This window comes from Cohnella sp. 56 (assembly GCF_037963805.1).
Lineage (GTDB): Bacteria > Bacillota > Bacilli > Paenibacillales > Paenibacillaceae > Cohnella.
On the sequence record NZ_JAZDQE010000003.1, the window covers coordinates 246,755 to 263,913 of the forward strand.

Annotated in this window: 10 protein-coding genes and 1 riboswitch; of the genes, 7 read left to right on the forward strand and 3 right to left on the reverse strand. The window is 63.9% G+C overall.

The genetic code is table 11. From position 1 onward, the window contains the following. Nucleotides 1-5 precede the first annotated feature (5 nt). The 4 genes from VQ071_RS06645 (at nt 6) to VQ071_RS06660 (ending at nt 7,806) form a co-directional block, all read left to right on the forward strand. Nucleotides 6-2,297, forward strand: a complete 2,292-nt coding sequence (locus VQ071_RS06645; RefSeq protein ID WP_340513110.1) for an alpha/beta hydrolase family protein — start codon at nt 6-8, stop codon at nt 2,295-2,297. A gap of 159 nt (nt 2,298-2,456) precedes the next feature. Next, nucleotides 2,457-3,116: a nitroreductase family protein gene (locus VQ071_RS06650; RefSeq protein ID WP_340513111.1), complete on the forward strand. Its 660-nt coding sequence runs from the start codon at nt 2,457-2,459 to the stop codon at nt 3,114-3,116. A gap of 428 nt (nt 3,117-3,544) precedes the next feature. After that, complete coding sequence (locus VQ071_RS06655) at nt 3,545-6,649, forward strand: hybrid sensor histidine kinase/response regulator (RefSeq protein ID WP_340513112.1); 3,105 nt, start codon at nt 3,545-3,547, stop codon at nt 6,647-6,649. After that, nucleotides 6,646-7,806 carry a response regulator gene (locus VQ071_RS06660; protein WP_340513113.1) on the forward strand — a complete coding sequence of 387 codons (1,161 nt, stop codon included), beginning with the start codon at nt 6,646-6,648 and terminating at the stop codon, nt 7,804-7,806. Before VQ071_RS06655 ends, VQ071_RS06660 begins: the two co-directional genes overlap by 4 nt. A gap of 192 nt (nt 7,807-7,998) precedes the next feature. On the opposite strand, the gene VQ071_RS06665 is transcribed toward VQ071_RS06660, so the two are convergent. Next, entirely contained in the window at nt 7,999-9,201 is a 1,203-nt protein-coding gene (locus VQ071_RS06665; RefSeq protein ID WP_340513114.1) for a GNAT family N-acetyltransferase, read from the reverse strand. A 54-nt stretch (nt 9,202-9,255) separates the two neighbouring features. Further along, nucleotides 9,256-9,337: riboswitch (ZMP/ZTP riboswitch) on the reverse strand. Nucleotides 9,338-9,381: 44 nt separating this feature from the next. Continuing rightward, nucleotides 9,382-10,398, reverse strand: a complete 1,017-nt coding sequence (locus VQ071_RS06670) for a helix-turn-helix transcriptional regulator (RefSeq protein WP_340513115.1) — start codon at nt 10,396-10,398, stop codon at nt 9,382-9,384. 170 nt (nt 10,399-10,568) lie between these two features. Between VQ071_RS06670 and modA the strand changes: the two genes are divergently transcribed. Both modA and modB read left to right on the forward strand, forming a co-directional pair. Further along, complete coding sequence (modA, locus tag VQ071_RS06675) at nt 10,569-11,438, forward strand: molybdate ABC transporter substrate-binding protein (protein WP_340513116.1); 870 nt, start codon at nt 10,569-10,571, stop codon at nt 11,436-11,438. A 6-nt stretch (nt 11,439-11,444) separates the two neighbouring features. Next, nucleotides 11,445-12,113 (forward strand): molybdate ABC transporter permease subunit, encoded by a 669-nt coding sequence (gene modB, locus VQ071_RS06680; protein WP_340513117.1) that lies wholly within the window; start codon nt 11,445-11,447, stop codon nt 12,111-12,113. 467 nt (nt 12,114-12,580) lie between these two features. Here modB and VQ071_RS06685 read toward each other — a convergent pair whose 3' ends face one another. Continuing rightward, nucleotides 12,581-14,731, reverse strand: a complete 2,151-nt coding sequence (locus tag VQ071_RS06685) for a YhgE/Pip domain-containing protein (RefSeq protein ID WP_340513118.1) — start codon at nt 14,729-14,731, stop codon at nt 12,581-12,583. A 185-nt stretch (nt 14,732-14,916) separates the two neighbouring features. Here VQ071_RS06685 and VQ071_RS06690 point away from each other — a divergent pair, with 185 nt between their 5' ends. After that, the gene (locus VQ071_RS06690) at nt 14,917-17,004 is read left to right on the forward strand and encodes a translation factor GTPase family protein (RefSeq protein ID WP_340513119.1); all 2,088 of its coding nucleotides are present in this window, start codon (nt 14,917-14,919) and stop codon (nt 17,002-17,004) included. Nucleotides 17,005-17,159: the final 155 nt, after the last annotated feature.

Here is a 17,159-nt window from a genome sequence, read left to right on the forward strand (position 1 = left end):
GCGGCATGGGAGACATAGAGCGGATAATCGTGCAGCCGCAGGGGCGTGCCGGTCTATACGACACCTCGAGGCTGCGCCGCTCGCTCGCAGGCGACACCGGGCCCTGGGTTGGCGCGATCGGCGGTCTGTGGCTTGCGGGCGGCGGCGCCACGGCTGCAGGCATACTCGGCGCGCCTACGGGCTTCGGCACGGCGGTCGACATCGTATCCGCGGTGGCCGCACATACGGCGGCGTTCGCGTTGTGCGCGATGCTGATCGCTTGGGCGCTCACCTTCCTGCCGCGGCTATCCGGTCCCTTCGGCACGATCGGGGGCCTGCTGTACACGGCTGCATTGGTTTTCCTTTTGTTGTTCTTGAGCGATATGGGGCTCGTCGTATCGCTCGTCATCGCTTGCCTGTATACGCTGGTCTTGGCTGCGGGCGGCTGGCTATTGGTCGCAGCGGCGACGCGTGGGGCGAGCCCCGGACGGCGGCCTGCCGCCGTACTCGCGCTGGCGCTGCTCTGCGGAGCCGCGGCCTGGGCCGCGAATCCGGCCATCTCCCTGCCGGCCATGAGGCATGCTTCGCAAGATGATGCGGACGCAGCGTTCCAGGGCGACGCGGGTGCCGGCGGCGCTGCCCCACTGCGCGCTCTGACGACAGGCGATCCTGCGCAGCCGGGCGCATATGCGTATACGAGCTTCACGTACGGCAGCGGGACAGACCGTCTTCGCGCCGAGTTCGGCAGTCAGGTGCGCCTGACTTCGGAGCCGGTGGACGCTTCGGCTTATTTGAAGAGCTGGCCGATGCTCCGCAAGTGGTTCTGGGGCTTCGGCCCGAGGTCGCTGCCGCTGAACGGACGCGTATGGATGCCGGAGGGGGACGGGACCTATCCGCTCGTCCTGATCGTGCACGGCAATCACGCGATGGAGGATTACTCCGACGGGGGCTACGCCTATCTGGGCGAACAGCTGGCGAGCCGGGGCTTCATCGCCGTGTCGATCGACGAGAACTTCCTCAACTTTTCGACTTGGTCCGGCATCCCGAAGGCAGATATGAAGCTGCGGGCATGGGTGTTGCTGCAACATATCGGCCAGCTCCGCAACTTCGCTCAAGACTCGACGTCCCCGTTCTACGCCAAGGTTGATTTTCACAAAATCTCGCTGGTCGGACATTCGAGGGGCGGACAGGCGGTGGCCATGGCGGCCGATCGCGATGCATGGTTCGCGGATGACGGGACGCTGCCGCCTCGGGACGGCTACCGCATCGTATCGGTCGCCGCCATCGCGCCGACGGACACGGTGGTGGACGGCAAACAGGCAGCGCTGCGGAATATATCGTATCTCGTGCTGCAGGGTGCCTCGGATGCGGACATCAACGATTTTTACGGGGACAGGCAGTACTTGCGGACGACATTCGCCGGGAGCGGGGGCGCATCGTTCAAGGCGTCGCTCTACATAGAGGGCGCCAATCATGGGCAATTTAACGCAAGCTGGGGTGCGCGCGACAATTCGCTGCCCGCCGGCCTGTTCCTTCGTGAACCGGCGCTTGGCGAGGAGGCGCAGCAGCGGATTGCCAAGCTTTATCTCACGGCATTTATGGAGGCGACGCTGCTGGGAGATGGCGAATACGCGCCTCTATTCGAAGACTATCGCGCTGCGCGCGCTTATCTGCCGGATACGCGGTATGTGAACCGGTACGAGAGCGCCGGCTTCCAGACGGCTGCCCGCTTCGACGAGGCAGGCTCGGATGCGGCGCATCCGGCGGCAGACCTGTCGGGAGCGGCCCGAGGCATCGAAGCCAGCGTCGAAGAAGCCCGGGACCGCCAGCGCCAAGGCAAGGGTACCAACGGGCTCACCCTGCAATGGACGCGGGCCGGTGAATACACGATGACGTTCGCGCGGCCCATGACGGTTGCAGCGGCGGGCGGCGAGGCCGCACTCTCCTTTGCAATGGCCGATCTGTCGCGGGATCTGCCCGGCTGGGACGGGAGGACGGTCGCGGCAGCCGATATCCGCGTCGGACTTGCCGATGCGAACGGCAATTATGCGGAGGTGCCGCTCGCGGAGTTCGCAGCGCCGCAGCCGCTGTTCCGCGCCGACATCTTGCGCCTCGGGCGGCTGGAATTTCTCGTGGATCGCGGCAAGTACAAGGAGCGGTATGAACCGGTCTTTCAGACGTATCGCTTGCCGCTGCGAGCCTGGACACAAGCGAATCCGGCATTCGACGCCGTCGCAATCGCGCGAATGACGTTCGTGGCGGGTCGGCGCGGGCCGGGCAAAGTCATGCTGGACGATATCGGAATCGCGCCAGAGTGAACTGTAATTCCCAAGTTGACAGTTGAGTCTGAGCGGGCGTATACTGTGTTTGCATCAGCACAGTTGCAGATCGCTTCGCTTCGATACCGGACAATCCGATTCATGCTTTTAACTGTGCTATTTATTGATATAGATAAACAAAAAATGGAGGAGACCATCATGAACGAAACACTGACACTCACTCGTGTAACAGCCTATGCCGACGTCGTCAGGGAACGGCATTCCGTGCGCCAATATGACCCCAACTGGACGATCTCGGAGTCCGAGCTCAAGGAGATTCTGGCCGAGGCGTCGCTCGCGCCGTCCAGCAGCAATACGCAATCGTGGCGGTTCCTGGTCTTCCACGACAAGGAGCTTCGCAAGAAGCTGCACCCGATCGCGAACAACCAGCAGCAGATCCTGGATTCGTCCGCTGTCGTCGCGGTACTCGGCGATGTCGAGGGCTTCAGGCGGATGGGGCAGATCAACGATATTGCGGTGGAAAAAGGGATTATGCCCCGTGAATTCGCGGACCAATTCACGGAGCGCAGCATCGCGATGTACGGCAGCCTGAGCCGGGAAAAGCAAACGCATATCGCGCTCGTCGACGGCGGCCTGGTCAGCATGCAGCTCATGCTGGCCGCCAAGTCCCGCGGTTATGACACGGTGCCGATGGGCGGCTTCAACGCAGAGCGGCTGATCGAGGAATTCGGCATCCCGAACAACCTGGTGCCGATCATGCTCATCGCCGTCGGCAGAGCGGCCTCTCCGGGACGCCCGACCGCGCGCCTGCCGATCGACGAGATCACATATTGGAATGGCCAAGGCTTGAACAAGTAATCCGGCCTACCGCGAGGGGACGAAGCAGCGAGCGCGCTGCCTCGTCCCTTTTTTAGTCTCGTCGTCCCGCTAACGCGGCTAGCCTTCGCGATCTTGCGCCGCGCCGACAGGCATCCGCCTACCGCACCGCACAAATATGGTGCGGTATCGTACTGCCCGGCTCGTATCGGCCCCGCCCGCTGCTCCCCGCTCCACCATCGCCCCCGCCCCGTGACCTCTCCGAGCCGCACTGCCTGCCCTTCTCCGGTCGGTTAAGCGGCTGTTAAGCGCTATAGTGCACAATGGGGATAGGCGGAGCAGATCCGTCTGCATGCGGCTGGCCGTATTGCGGGGTGCTCCGACAGATTAATGGGGCTACCTATATCCAGCATTCGGAATTACAATAGAATTAAGGAATTACAGTAGAATTGAAAGAGTTAAATTCGACAGTGAGCGCGGTGACAGACTTGGCGGAGCGGGACGACAGCGAGAATAAGAGGCGGGGCATCGATCGTTTCCTCGTCGGTCTGATAATCAGCGTGCTGCTGCTGGGCACCGTGATGATTAGTGTCAATCATTCCGGTCGGGGTGGGCCGCAAGCGACGGCGGGCGTCATGGACCTGTCAGCATGGAATCTCGCAACGGACGGCATGCTCAGATTGGACGGGGAGTGGGAGTTCTACCCGAACCAGCTGCTGTCGCCCGCCGACTTCGCAGGAGGCCGGCAGCCCGATGGCAAGCGTTATATCCAGGTGCCCTCCATCTGGAACGGCAAGGGCATGAAGGGCCACGGCTACGCTACCTACCGTCTGCTCATCAAGCTCCGGCCGACGGACCAGACGCTCGCCATTCACAAGCAGGTCATCCGCTTCTCGGACCGCATGTTCGTGAACGGACGGGAGGCGGCTTCGGCGGGCACGCCTGCGAAGGAGCGGAGCGGCTACAAGCCCGGCAACTTTCCTTATACGGTATCCTTCCTCGCAAATGGGGACCGGGTGGAACTGGTCGTGCAAGTGGCCAACTACGAATATCCGAATGGGGGCATCGCGCTGCCGCTGCGGTTCGGCCTCTCCGACGATATCCAGCTGTCCCGGTCCGCCCAGACGATGTTCGAATGGTCAGGCGCGATTATACTGCTGCTGTTCGGTATTTTTTCGCTGGCGCTCTATTTCTTTTTTCAGCGCAATCCCGCTTTTCTCTCGTTCGGCTTGTTCTTTCTTTGCTTTGCCGTTCTCATCGTGCTCAACGGTCAGCGCATGCTTTTCCAGATACTCTCGGACATGCCGTTCGAGCTGATGTGGAAGATCAAAGACCTGTCCATCTTGCTCTCCATTCCGTTTCTGTTCGTGTATACGGCATTTGCCTATGCCAGCGGGCTCTCCAGAAGAATGCTGCTCTATCCGGCTGGTGCGATCGGATTGTTCTGTCTTGTCATCGTATGGGTGCCGTACCGCATGTACGCGCCGGTGCTGGATGCGCTAATGCTGGTCTACATGCTGCTGCTGGCATCGCTGGTGCTGTTTATCGTATCCAAATACTGTTCCGGACGGGCCGGGAACAACTCGTCGTCCGAGATCCGAATGTATATTTTGGCCCTTGTCTCGCTGCTGCTCGTGCTGATCAGTTCGGCCTTTCTCAATCAGGGCGACGGAACCTTCTTGCCTTCAATTATGTCTGACATATTCGGCCTGTCCTTCGTCGCCTTCGTCGTCATGATGCTGGCGCAGAATTACTTCGCCACTTACCGGTCGATGGTCAAGCTGACCGAAGAGCTGCAGGCGGCCAACCAGCTCAAGGACGAATTCCTGCTGCGGACGTCGTACGAGCTGAACACGCCGCTGCAAGGCATTATGAACTTGTCCCAGTCGCTGCTCGACAGCTCGGCCCAGCTGCCGAAGGACCGGCGCGTCGGCAGCCGGGACAAGCTGCAGATCATCCGCAATACGGCCTACAGAATGTCCAATCTGGTTCACGACATTATCGATCTCACGCGGATCAAGGACGGCCGGCTCGAGGTGGCTTTGAAGCCGGTGGACCTCGTCGCGTGCGTCGCCATCGCCTTCGAGGTGAACGGCTTTCTCGCCAGGGAAAAGTCCGTTCGTCTCGAGCATCGTCTCGCCGCGGAGAGCCGGTATGCAACGGCGGACGAGAACCGGATCATGCAGGTGCTGTCCAACCTGCTCGACTACTGCATGAAGTTCGACGACTTGACGGCGATCATCGTGACCGGTCACAGCGCGGGCGAACGGTCGGTGCTCGAGATCGAAGCGATCGTCTGGGGCGCAGGTATCATGGCGGATTCCAAGTCCAGGGAGCCGGGCTTCTACGGGGCCAATCTGGCCGCGGCGGTCGAGCTCACGAGGCTGATGGGCGGCGAGATGAGAGTCGTGCCCGGAGAGCTGGAGCGGGGCAGCGTCATCTTCGAGCTAAGCCTGCCGATGGCCGAGCGGCCGTCGGCAGGCGGTCTCGGCGTCCACCTGCGCGAGTCCGGGGGGGACGCGCAGGCGGGCCCGTCGGTTCTAAGTCCGGCCGGCGGGGTCTACACGGTGCTCGTCGTCGAGGAGGAGCCGCTGCATCTGGAGCTGATGGTGAACCTGCTCGTCAGCGAAGGCTACCGGGTGCTGACCGCACGCTCGGGCGAGGAGGCGATGGAGCGGATCGAGGCCAGCCGGCCCGACATCGTCCTGCTGGACGTACTGCTGCACGGGGGCGGCAGCTACGAGATCAGCCGCGCGATCCGCCGGACCTATACGCCGATCGAGCTGCCGCTGCTGTTCGTCACCGCACGGACGACGCCGGCCGACGTCGAGGCCGGCCTTGCCGCCGGCGGCAACGACTTTATTTCCAAGCCGCTCGACGCCTCGGAGGTCAGAGTCCGCATCCGCACCCAACTGGCGATGAAGCGGCTCGCCAAGGAAGCGACAGAGAGCGAGATGGCGTTTTTGCAATCGCAGATCAAGCCGCACTTTTTGTACAATGCGCTCGGCACGATCATGTCGCTATGCTACACGGACGGGCCGCGGGCGGGCGAACTGCTGGCGGTGCTGAGCAAGTACCTGCGCATTATTTTCCACGAGGATCACAAGGAAGAGAGCGTGCTGCTGCGCAGAGAGATCGAGCTGGTCCGCGCCTACGTCGATATCGAGAAGGAGCGGTTCGGCAGCCGGCTGGCCGTCGATATCGATATCGACGAAGGGCTGATGTCGACCAAGGTGATGCCGCTGACGATCCAGCCGCTGATAGAAAACGCGATCCGCCACGGCGTAGCCAAAAAGCTGAACGGCGGCCGTGTGCTGTTGTCCGTGAGGCGGCGGGGCGGAGAAGTGGAGATCGTCGTAGAGGACAACGGCGTCGGCATGGCGGAGCGGCAGGTCCGGGAGCTGATGAAGACGGGCGGCGGCACGTCGGAGGGCGTCGGCTTTGCGAATATCGCCAAGCGGCTCAGCCATCTCAACGGCTCGCGACCGCTGATTGAGAGCGAACCCGGCGTCGGCACGCGGATCACCATCAGGCTGCCCGGCGAGGAAGATACGAAAGGAGGGGACAGATCATGATCACTGCATTGCTGGCGGACGATGAAGCGCATGCGCTCAGTCTGCTGGAGCTGCTGCTGCACCAGATGGGCGAGGTGAAGGTCGTCGGATGCTGCAGCAACGGTATTGAAGCCTTGGAGCAGATCGTCCGGCTGAAGCCCGACGTCGCATTTCTGGATATCGAGATGCCGGGTATGAACGGCCTGGAGGTGGCCGAACGGCTGGAGGCCGCGTCGTCCGCTACGCATATCGTGTTCGTGACCGCCTATGATCGGTATGCGGTGTCAGCGTTCGAGAACGACGCCCTGGACTACCTGCTGAAGCCGCTCGAGGTGGACCGTCTGCATCGCACGGTCAATCGGGTCAAGCGGGCGATCGCCTACAGGCGCGCGGAAGAACGCGAGCCCGCCCCCGCCGTGACGGAGCCGGCAGCGGGCGCTCCCGGCAATCTTAGCGTGCAGCTGCTCGGAGAGATACAGGTGTCGATCGCAGGGCGGGGACGGCTCAAGTGGCGGACCTCCAAGGAAAAGGAGCTGTTCGCGTATCTCGCCGTCCATTATGGCAGCCGTGTGCATCGCGACGTGCTGCTCGACGAGCTGTGGCCCGACGAGCACTATCAGAAGGCCAAGGTGTATCTGCATACTTGCGTGAGCTATCTGCGCCGCGATCTGCGTCAGCTGGGCATGGAGGACGCCGTCATCTACGAGGACGAGAAGTACTCGCTCATCCCTGCGCTCGAACACTCCGACTATCGGGAGTTCGTCGAGACGGCGGCCACGCTGCTCTCGTCGGGCGGCAACCATGCGGATAGTCTGGAGCGTATGGTCGCACTGTATAGCGGCAGGCTGTTCCGCAGCGAGGATTACCAGTGGGCGGACGAGGAGGTCCGCCATACCGAGGCGGCCATCGAGGCGCAACTGCTGAGGCTGACACAGATCTACGAGAATCAGGGCGATTACGGACGCATGATCGCGGCCGGGCGCAGGCTGCTGCAGCATTCTCCCTACAACGAGGAAGCCTATCGGATTCTGATGAAAGGCTATGCGGGCAGCGGCAAGCACGACGAGGTCTACCGGGTATACGAGGAGATGGAGCGCAAGCTTGACGAGCTGCAGATTCAGGCGTCGACGATGACGCTGAGTCTGTATCAGGGCCTGAAGGTGCGGAAGCAGGGCTGAGCCAAGCCCAGGGACCCATTTTAAGCCGTTACTCAGCTGGCGCTCACACTGGATTAAGCCGGGGGGAATAAGATGTTCTCGACCCCCCATTGATATATAGAAGACTCGACCCGCGGCGACGCGGGTCTTTTTTTTGCCTGGGCACACTTGAGCCGCGAATGCGTATCGCTTCGGCGCACCGTAGACGTACGTTCACACTTGAGCCGTGGACACGCGCCGATATTGCAAACTGACTCTTCGCTCGTACAGGTTCGCGCTCCATCCGTCCCCGTCGTACCTGCCGCAGTGGACCAAGCCATGGCGCATGTAATAGGCGTTCAGCGACGGATTGTCGGCCATGCAATCCAGCCTCAGCCACGTCTTGCCCCGTTCTCCGATAATACGCTCCGCCCGTTGCAGCAGCTTGCTGCCGAGCCCGAGTCCCTTGAACGCGCGCGCCACGGCCAGCCGGTGCACATGACCCGCGTCTTCGCTGTAGCGATCGCCCCAGATCTCTTCGAATCCCCAATAGATCGAAAAGCCGCCTGCCAGCCGTCCGTCCATATAGGCGGCATATACGTCCTGCTCGCGGAACAGCTGCTCGATACGCGCGTCCGAGAACATCTCTGGCCGCCACTGGCGAATGCCCTTGGTGTCGCGGATCCAGTCGGCCGCCTCCATATACAGCGCCTGCAGCATGCGCATATCCTCATGTCTCGCCCGCCGGATATGCAGGCCGTCGGCGGTCTGCATATCCGGCGGAGACGGGGACGGGTCTGCCGGCGCGGATGCGGGACGGCCCGGCGCAAGCTGATCCGTCGGCGGCGCTTCGGGACGCCATGCGTACTCCAGCAGCTCGGCGGATGTCCGCGCTCGATCCGTCCCGAACAGCCGCGCCACGATATGCAGCGCCGCATCCATGCCTGTCGTGACGCCGCCCGACATGACCACCTTGCCGTTGTCGACATAGCGGACGTCGCGCACGATCTCCGCGCTGGCGGGCGCGGCAGCCTCCAGCAGGTCGAACGCGCGGCGGTTGGTGGTGATTCGCAGGCCCCCCAGCAAGCCGGCCTTGGCGAGCAGCAGCGCGCCGGTGCAGACCGAGAGCACGAGCTCGGCCCGCCCGGCGGCCGCGCGGATCCATGCCGTGAGCGCTTCGTTGTGCATCTCGCGCCGCGAACCCAAGCCGCCCGGCACGACCAGCACGTCCGGCGCCGGACAGTCGGCCAGCGTATACCGCGGCACGACGGTCACGCCGCTGACCGTCGTCACGGGCGCAGCGCGCTCTCCGACGGTGTACACGCACAGGTCCTTGCCCCAATTGCTGGAGACGGCGAACACATCGAACGGGCCAGCCATATCCAGCGTATCCACACCCTCATAGACCAGTACCGCTACATTCCTCGTTTGATCCATTTGCACCGACGCTCCCTTTTTAATAGAAAAAAGCATTCGACCTAAAAAGATCAAATGCTCTGCCCAGGCGAACGGCTCGTATGAAAAACGCGCTCCCCCGCAGTTGTCTGCGTCATCGCCAGTCACGCGTTCCTTGAATGCTTGAACCTATTATGAAACGGCAGCGGCCCAAGTTGCAAGCTATTCTTCGTGCAGGATCTCTCCGGTGCGGGACAGGTCGTAGCCGGAGATGGCGGCAAGCTCGCGCTTGAATGCGTCCGAGCGCAGCGTGCCCAGCAGGCTGGCGATCCATGGGAGATTGGCGGGCGTCTTGAGCGCGACCAGATCGTAGCTCTCCTGAATAAGCGGGACGAATTCGACGCCGTCGACGATCGCGGCGGCCTTCTCGATGCCGACGCCGAAGTCGGCGTCACCCGCTGCGACCTTGGCGGCGACGGCCATATGGCTCGTCAGCGCTTCGGCATACCCGGCGAGGCCGCTCGGACGGATGCCGCGCAGTCGCAGCTGCTCCTCGAGCAGCACGCGCGCCCCGGCGCCGCGCTCGCGGTTGGCCAGACGCAAGCCCGGGCGGCCGAGATCCGTCCAGTCGCGGAGTCCGAGCGGGTTGCCGCGCGCCACGTACAGCCCGGCCATGCGTCCGAGCAGGCGGACGACCATGTACGGCGAGCCGATCAGGATGCGGCGGATGTAGGGCAGGTTGTACGAGTCCGTCTCCCCGTCGTACAGGTGGGTGCTGACGATGTCGGCTTCGCCGCGGTACATGGCGACCAGGCTGTCCAGGCTGCCAGCGTATGCGCGCAGCGGGCGCACGTTCCCTGCCTGCCGGCCATGCTCCAGATGCTTGGCCAGCAGGTCGAGACTGATGTCCTGGCCGGTGATGACCAGGACGCGGGCGCCGGAGGGTATGGGGGCACGAGGCGCAGCGGCTGCCGCTGCGTCAGGCGCCAGGCGGTGGGCTGCAGGCGCAGCGGCATGCTCCGCGGCGGCATGCGGCCGCTGCGGTTCGGTCTGCGTCGGCGCGGCGGGTGTACGCATCCGCAGCTTGTAGGCGTCCAGGTCGGCGGCATCGACGCGCATCTGCTTGCCGACTCTGTAGGACGGCAGCTCGCCCTTGCGAAGGAGGTCGTAGACGGTCAGCTTGGATATTTTGAGCATCCGGGCGATCTCTTCGGTCGTATACGAAATATTCGAGGTCATGGTCGGGATGAGCTCCTCATGCGGGTGATCCGTTTTCTTGTATTGTAGCATAGCACGTCTCCGCGAGCGCTCCGAGCCGGCGGTTCGGTCATTTACATCGCTGATGTCGTTGCCTATAATGATGTTTAGTTATAAATAGACATAATTAGTTGGGTGGATGAGAGATTGCTATGATGAAATCGGTAAACAGAAATTTAATTCTGCTTGGCTGTCTTATGTTGATCTTCGCACTGGCTGCATGCGGCGGGACGGGCAAGACATCGCCATCGACGTCGCCCTCGTCTTCATCGTCTCAGGAAGCCTCGGCGTCCGACGCGCCGTCGAACGGCGCTGCGGCGCCTTCGGAGCGGGCCGAGCTGACGATCTCCGCGGCGGCCAGCTTGACCGATGCGCTGGGCGAGCTGCAAAAAGCATATGAAGCGGCGAATGCAGGTGTGAAGCTCAGCTTCAACTTCGGCGCTTCCGGCGCTCTGCAGCAGCAGATCGAACAGGGGGCGCCTGCCGATCTGTTCTTGTCGGCTTCGCCGAAGAACATGCAGGCACTCGTTGACAAGGGACTCATCGAAGAGCAGCATAACCTGCTTAAAAACGAGCTGGTCGTCGTCGTGCCCGAGGACGGCAAAGCTGCGGTGAAGAAGCCGGAGGATCTGTCGGGCGCGGACGTGAAAAAGGTCGCCATCGGCATCCCCGACAGCGTGCCCGCGGGCGGCTACGCCAAGGAAGCGTTGACTGCGGCGGGATTGTGGGACGGTCTGCAATCCAAGCTGGTGCAGGGCAAGGATGTGCGCCAGGTGCTCCAGTATGTAGAGACCGGCAATGCCGACGCCGGGTTCGTGTACAAGACCGATGCGATGTCGTCCGACAAGGTGCAGGTCGTATTCGCAGTCGACCAGGCGCTGTACAAGCCGATCGTCTATCCGGTCGGCGTGGTGAAGGCGACCAAGCATGCCGAGGCGGCTGAAGCATTCTACCAATATTTGCAGACATCCGAAGCGATCGCGATATTCGGCAAATACGGATTCGGCGCCGCCGGGGAGTAGAGGGCGATGGATTGGCATGCGTTCTGGCCGCCGGTCCGGCTCTCGCTGCAGGTCGCGCTGCTGGCGAGTGTGCTGTCGCTGGCGCTGGGCACTGCGGCGGCACACGCCGTCTCGCGGCGCGCGTTCAGAGGCCGGGCGCTGCTGGAGACGCTGTTCATGCTGCCGCTCGTGCTGCCGCCGACGGTCGTCGGGTTCATCCTGCTGACGCTGCTCGGACGCAAGAGCGGGATGGGCCGGTTCATCGAGTGGGCGACCGGCGCGCCGGTTATTTTTTCATGGTGGGCGGCGGTGATCGCGGCTGTCGTCGTCGCGTTCCCGCTCGTCTACCAGACGATGAAGACGGGATTCGCCTCCGTCGATCCCGAGATCGAGGAGGCGGCCCGTTCGTCGGGGGCGGGAGAGGCGCAGGTGTTCTTGCACATAACGCTGCCGCTCGCGGGGCATGCCGTCCTCACGGCGTTCGTGCTGGCATTCGCGCGAGGGCTCGGCGAGTTCGGCGCGACGCTGATGATCGCGGGCAACATTCCGGGCCGCACGCAGACGGTGCCGACGGCGATCTATGTCGCCGTGGACGCAGGTCATACGACGATGGCCTGGGCGTGGACGGCGGCCGTCGTCGCCCTGTCATGGCTGCTGCTGCTGGCGACCGGGCGGAGACAGAAGGACGCGCGGTGAGTTGCGAAGCGATGAGCCCCGCCCGGGCGAACGGCGGGCTCTTGCTTCTTGCTGTGGGTGTGAAAGCTAAGGTGCGAATGTGCGGCGGGAGCAGAATTAACTGCAATTATACAGTTAATTTTGCCAGGCAACCGTTCAAGAAGCCATTACCTGCAAATATACAGCTAATACGTCTGAGTCTGCCGGTCCATGCCCATCATCCGCTGCTTTAACTGCATATTTGCAGGTATCTGCCCTACGGAGCGCCTGGACAAGGAAAATAAGTGTAAATATGCAGTTATCCTGACCCACCTCTCTCGTGCGAGGAACGTCCATGCGCTGGATCGCGGCGGGCTGAGGGCGTAAATATGTTTTTGAAGCTATCCGCGGCTGCCCGGGAGATAAGGCGGCGCATGCGGGCTGCCGGCTTCATGTCGCGAGACAGCCACCTATGCGACAAACATGGCAGCGAATAGAGGCTTGATGGTTCAATGCAGCAGCCGGCTCTCCTTGGCCTTGCGCACGGAGCCGGCCGTCAGCCGGTTGATCGGCCGCTTGAGCGCGAGCCCCAGCGCCAGCGCCGCTGCGGCGTAGACGATCATATAGATGTAAGCGCGCTGCACGACATCCCATAGGATGCCGCCGACCGCCTCGCGCATCATGGAGATGGCGTAGGTGAACGGCAGATACGGGTGAATCTGCTGGAAGAAGGGCGGCGCCATCTGAATCGGGAATGTCCCGCCCGCCCCGCCGAGCTGCAGCACGAGCATGACGATCGCCAGCGCCTTGCCGACGTTGCCGAAGACGGAGACGAGCGTGTAGACGATGAGCATGAACACCGCCGACAGCAGCATGCCGAACAGGATGAACCACCCGGGCCGCGCCACATAGGCGTCCAGAATGTAGATGTCGCCGAGCGTGACGCAGACCGACTGGAGCACGGCGAGCGTGCCCATCGTCAAGTATCTGCCGAAGTAGATCTGCGAGCTTCGGTAGCTCAGACCGGGCTCCGAGACGTCGACGGACATGACGGACACGAGCAGTACGGCGCCCACCCAGAGCGACAGCGTGGTGAAAAACGGAGACATCGCCGACCCGTAATTCGGAATCGGGTACAGCTTGTTCTCCTTCAGCACGACCGGCGCGGCGAAAAAGGCGCTCTCCTTCTGCGCATCGTGTCTTAGCAGCGAGATGATCTCCGCCAGGTTGTTGTCCTTCTCGAACGTCCGGATCTTGCCCGCGATCTCGGCGATCTTGCGCTGCGCCGCGGGCAGCTCCGCCTTGACCTTGGCCAGCTCCGCGCCGCCGGTGCCGAGGCCCGCCGCAGCGTCGGCCAGCACGCGCTTCACGTCAGGCAGCGCGGTCGAAGCGCCGGCGAGGACGGACTGGGCCGAACCGGCTGCGTCCGCGGCCTTGGCCAGCGCGGCGTCGATGCGGGGCGCGATCTCGCTGTCATAGCTGCCGATCAGCCCCGAGAGCGCCGCCTCCGCCTCGCCCGCCAGAGCGTTCAGCCGATCTGCCAGCGCCGCGGCAGGCGCCTCCCCGCGCGCGGCGGCGTCCGCGATGTCGTCCAGCAGCTTGGCCTGCTGACTCATGTTCGTCTGCACCTGCTTCAGCTTCGCCGCATGCGGGGCCAGCGCGCTCGAGCCTGCCAGCGTATCGAGCCGGCCCAGCAGATCGGCCAGCCGGCCTGCGACGTCCGCGCCGATCCGCAGGCGCTTCGCGGCTCCGGCCGCCGCCGTCCGGGCAACGTCGAGATCGGGATCGGCCCCTTCCAGCAGCGCCGTCACCGACTTTGCGGCCCCCGCCAGCGCCTGCAGATTCAGCAGATCCTGCTTGATCTGCGGGTTCATCTGGGCCAGCGCCGTACGCCCCTGCTTCAGCAGGCTGCCGGTCCGCTCGGCCAGCGTCTGGCCGTCCTGCGCGAGCTTGGCCACATCGGGCAGCCGCGCCTGCGCTTTTCCGACGATCCGGTTCGCCGTGCCGATATCCTGCTGCGCCGTATTGACCGCATCGTTGATCTCGGGGAAGGACGCCTCCAGCTTGAAGATGAGCGCCTTCACCTTTTCGATCGACGGGAGACTCTCTTCCAGCTCGCTGCCGACCTCGTTGAAGATGTCGAATATAATCCCGCTCGCCGTCTCGACGAAGCTCTGGCTGACCTCCTCCACGACGCTGCTCGCCCCCTTGGATGTGACCTTGGGCGCGATGGCGTTTATTTTTTCGTTGACGTAATAATCCAGCGTCGCGGGCGAGGGCTCGGCCGCCAGTAGGGTGGCGAGACTCGCGGAGAAGTTGTCCGGGATGACGATCGCCGCATAGTAGTCGCCGTGCTTCACGCCCCGCATTGCCTCGTCTCTATCGACAAACGTCCACCCGACGCTCTTGTTGGCCGCCAGATTCGCCGCGATCTCCTTGCCCGCGTTGACAGGCTTGCCGCGTACGGTCGTCCCCGCATCCTCGTTCGCGACCGCGATGGCGATGCCGCCCGTCTGGGCGTAAGGGTCCCAGGACGCCTCGATGTTGAACCACGCATAGAGCGACGGCAGAAAGACAAGCCCCGCGATGATGACGGCGGCGGCCGGGTTGGTGGCGGTACGACGCAGATCGCGCAAATAGATGGAGAAAACGGATCTCATAAGGGCAGGCTCCTTAGCTGGCAAAATGATGCGGCAAGACGCGCCATGACGATCGGGCATCCGCCAATGCGTGTACTAATATTACCCAGAGCTGCCGTCGGTTATCCAAGCAAGGCCGCTCGCGGGTTGCGGAAGACGGGACATGCGTTAAAATGGAGAAATAGATCGTGTGGAGGAGCGGGACGATGGCGGAACAGGCGATGCAGAGGCAGACGCAGGTACATACGCAGATACAAGCGCAGGCGCCGATGGAATCGCGATTGCCGTCGCAAGGCCGGGAGCGAGGCGCCGGCGGCCGGCGCAATATCGGCATATTCGCGCATGTCGACGCGGGCAAGACGACGACGACCGAGCAGATGCTGTATGCGAGCGGCCGGATTCGCGCCGCGGGCAGCGTGGACGAGGGAACAGCCCAGACCGATTCCATGGATGTCGAGCGCGCGCGGGGCATCTCGGTCCGGGCGGCGGTCACGCGTCTCGAATGGCAGGGCATCAGCGTGAACCTCGTCGACACGCCGGGGCATGTCGACTTCCTGGCGGAGGTCGAGCGGACGCTGCGGGTGATGGATGGCGCGATCCTGATCGTATCGGCCGCCGAAGGCGTGCAGGCGCAGACGGAGGTCGTCTGGCAGGCGCTGCGCGAGATGAACATCCCGACGCTGCTGTACGTGAACAAGATGGATCGCACCGGCGCCGATCCGGATGCCGCGCTCGCCCAGATCAGGCGGCTGCTGTCGCCGGCGGCCGTGCCCGTCCAGGCGCCGGTGGGCGCCGGAGACGGCTTCGCAGGGACGACCGACCTGCTGGCCGACTTTGGCGGCGGGGCGTCGGCGTGCGAGGCCGCCTACGGCACGCTGCTGGCGGAGGCGGCGGCAGATCGGGACGAGGCGCTGCTCGCGCGTTATCTCGAGGAGGGCAATCTGCCGGCTGATGCGCTGCGGGACGCGATCGCGGACGGCGCGCTGCGGGGCGAGCTGTACCCGGTGCTGTTCGGCGCATCCGCGCGGGGGATCGGCGTGCGGGAGCTGATGGACGCGATGATTGGGCTGCTGCCCGCGCCTGCGGGCGATCCTGCGGGCGAGGTATCGGGCGTCGTCTTCAAGCTGGAGCGCGATCCGGCCATGGGCAGGATCGCCTATGTGCGCCTCTATGAAGGGACGATCGCGAACCGCGACATGATCCCGGGCGGTACGGAGGGGACGCGGGACAAGATCACGCAGATCCGCAAGGCGGACGGCAAGCGCTGGGACGACGTGGGCGTGCTCGCAGCCGGCGACATCGCGGCCGTCTGCGGCTGGAGCCGGGCGCGGATCGGGGATATCGTCGGCTCGCCCGACGGCGTCCCGGGCGCGCAGCGGCTGGCGGTTCCGCTGCTGACGGTGCAGGCGTTCTGGCGGAGCGAGGCCGAGTACCCGGCGGTCGTCGCCGCCTGCCAGGAGCTCGCGGACGAGGATCCGACGCTCGCGCTCCAGTGGATGCAGGACGAGCGCGAGCTGCATCTGAAGGTCATGGGGCCGATTCAGACGGAGGTGCTGGCGAGCGTGCTGCAGAGCCGCTTCGGGCTCGAGGTATCGTTCGGCGCGCCGACCGTCATCTACAAGGAGACGCCTGCAGAGGTCGGCGAGGGCTACGTCGCCTATTTGTCGCCCAAGCCGTGCTGGGCGATCCTGCGCTTCCATATCGAGCCGCTGCCCAGAGGGAGCGGGCTCGTCTACGCGTCGCGCGTGCGCGGGGAGCATCTGCTCGACAGCTACCAGAACGAAGTCGCCCGGCGGGTGCCGGAAGCGCTGCGCCAGGGTCTGCGCGGCTGGGAGGTCACCGATCTCAAGGTCACGCTCGTCGAAGGCGAGCATCATGTGTGGCACACGCATCCGCTCGACTTCGTCATCGCGACGCCGATGGGGATCATGGACGGGCTGGCTCGTGTGGGTACCCGGCTGCTGGAGCCGATGCTCCGGTTCAGGCTGTCGGTGCCCGAGGAATTCGCGGGCAAACTGATGAACGAGCTGATGCTGATGCGCGCGGCGTTCGATACGCCGGCGCTGTCGGGGGAGCGGATGGAGATCGCGGGCCTGCTGCCCGTGGCGGACTCGCTGGACTTCCCGGCACGGCTCGGCTCGATGACCAAGGGCCGGGGCGTGCTGTCCGCCTCGTTCGCAGGCTATCAGGAGGCGCCTGAGGGCGTGCAGGCGGAGCGGCGCCGCTCGGGCGTCAACCCGCTCGACCAGGCGCGCTACATACTGGCCGCACGCAGCGCGCTGTCGGCCCAATGAGCTGACGCGAGAGAGGGCCGCTGGCTCGCGGTGCAGGCCAGGAATCGTTGTTGCGCGGGGAGCAAGGTGGCGGGAGTCCGCTCCCCAAGTGTGCACGTAGATCGACAAATGCCGCCCGCACGATGGGGTTCACGCCCCAAGTGTGCCCCGGATGC

Excerpts from the sequence above, each read along its gene's own strand:
- VQ071_RS06645 (WP_340513110.1), top strand. The coding sequence starts at position 6 with ATGGGAGACATAGAGCGGATAATCGTGCAGCCGCAGGGGCGTGCCGGT.
- VQ071_RS06650 (WP_340513111.1), top strand. The coding sequence starts at position 2,457 with ATGAACGAAACACTGACACTCACTCGTGTAACAGCCTATGCCGACGTC.
- VQ071_RS06660 (WP_340513113.1), top strand. The coding sequence starts at position 6,646 with ATGATCACTGCATTGCTGGCGGACGATGAAGCGCATGCGCTCAGTCTG.
- VQ071_RS06665 (WP_340513114.1), bottom strand. The coding sequence starts at position 9,201 with ATGGATCAAACGAGGAATGTAGCGGTACTGGTCTATGAGGGTGTGGAT.
- VQ071_RS06670 (WP_340513115.1), bottom strand. The coding sequence starts at position 10,398 with ATGACCTCGAATATTTCGTATACGACCGAAGAGATCGCCCGGATGCTC.
- modA (WP_340513116.1), top strand. The coding sequence starts at position 10,569 with ATGATGAAATCGGTAAACAGAAATTTAATTCTGCTTGGCTGTCTTATG.
- modB (WP_340513117.1), top strand. The coding sequence starts at position 11,445 with ATGGATTGGCATGCGTTCTGGCCGCCGGTCCGGCTCTCGCTGCAGGTC.
- VQ071_RS06685 (WP_340513118.1), bottom strand. The coding sequence starts at position 14,731 with ATGAGATCCGTTTTCTCCATCTATTTGCGCGATCTGCGTCGTACCGCC.
- VQ071_RS06690 (WP_340513119.1), top strand. The coding sequence starts at position 14,917 with ATGGCGGAACAGGCGATGCAGAGGCAGACGCAGGTACATACGCAGATA.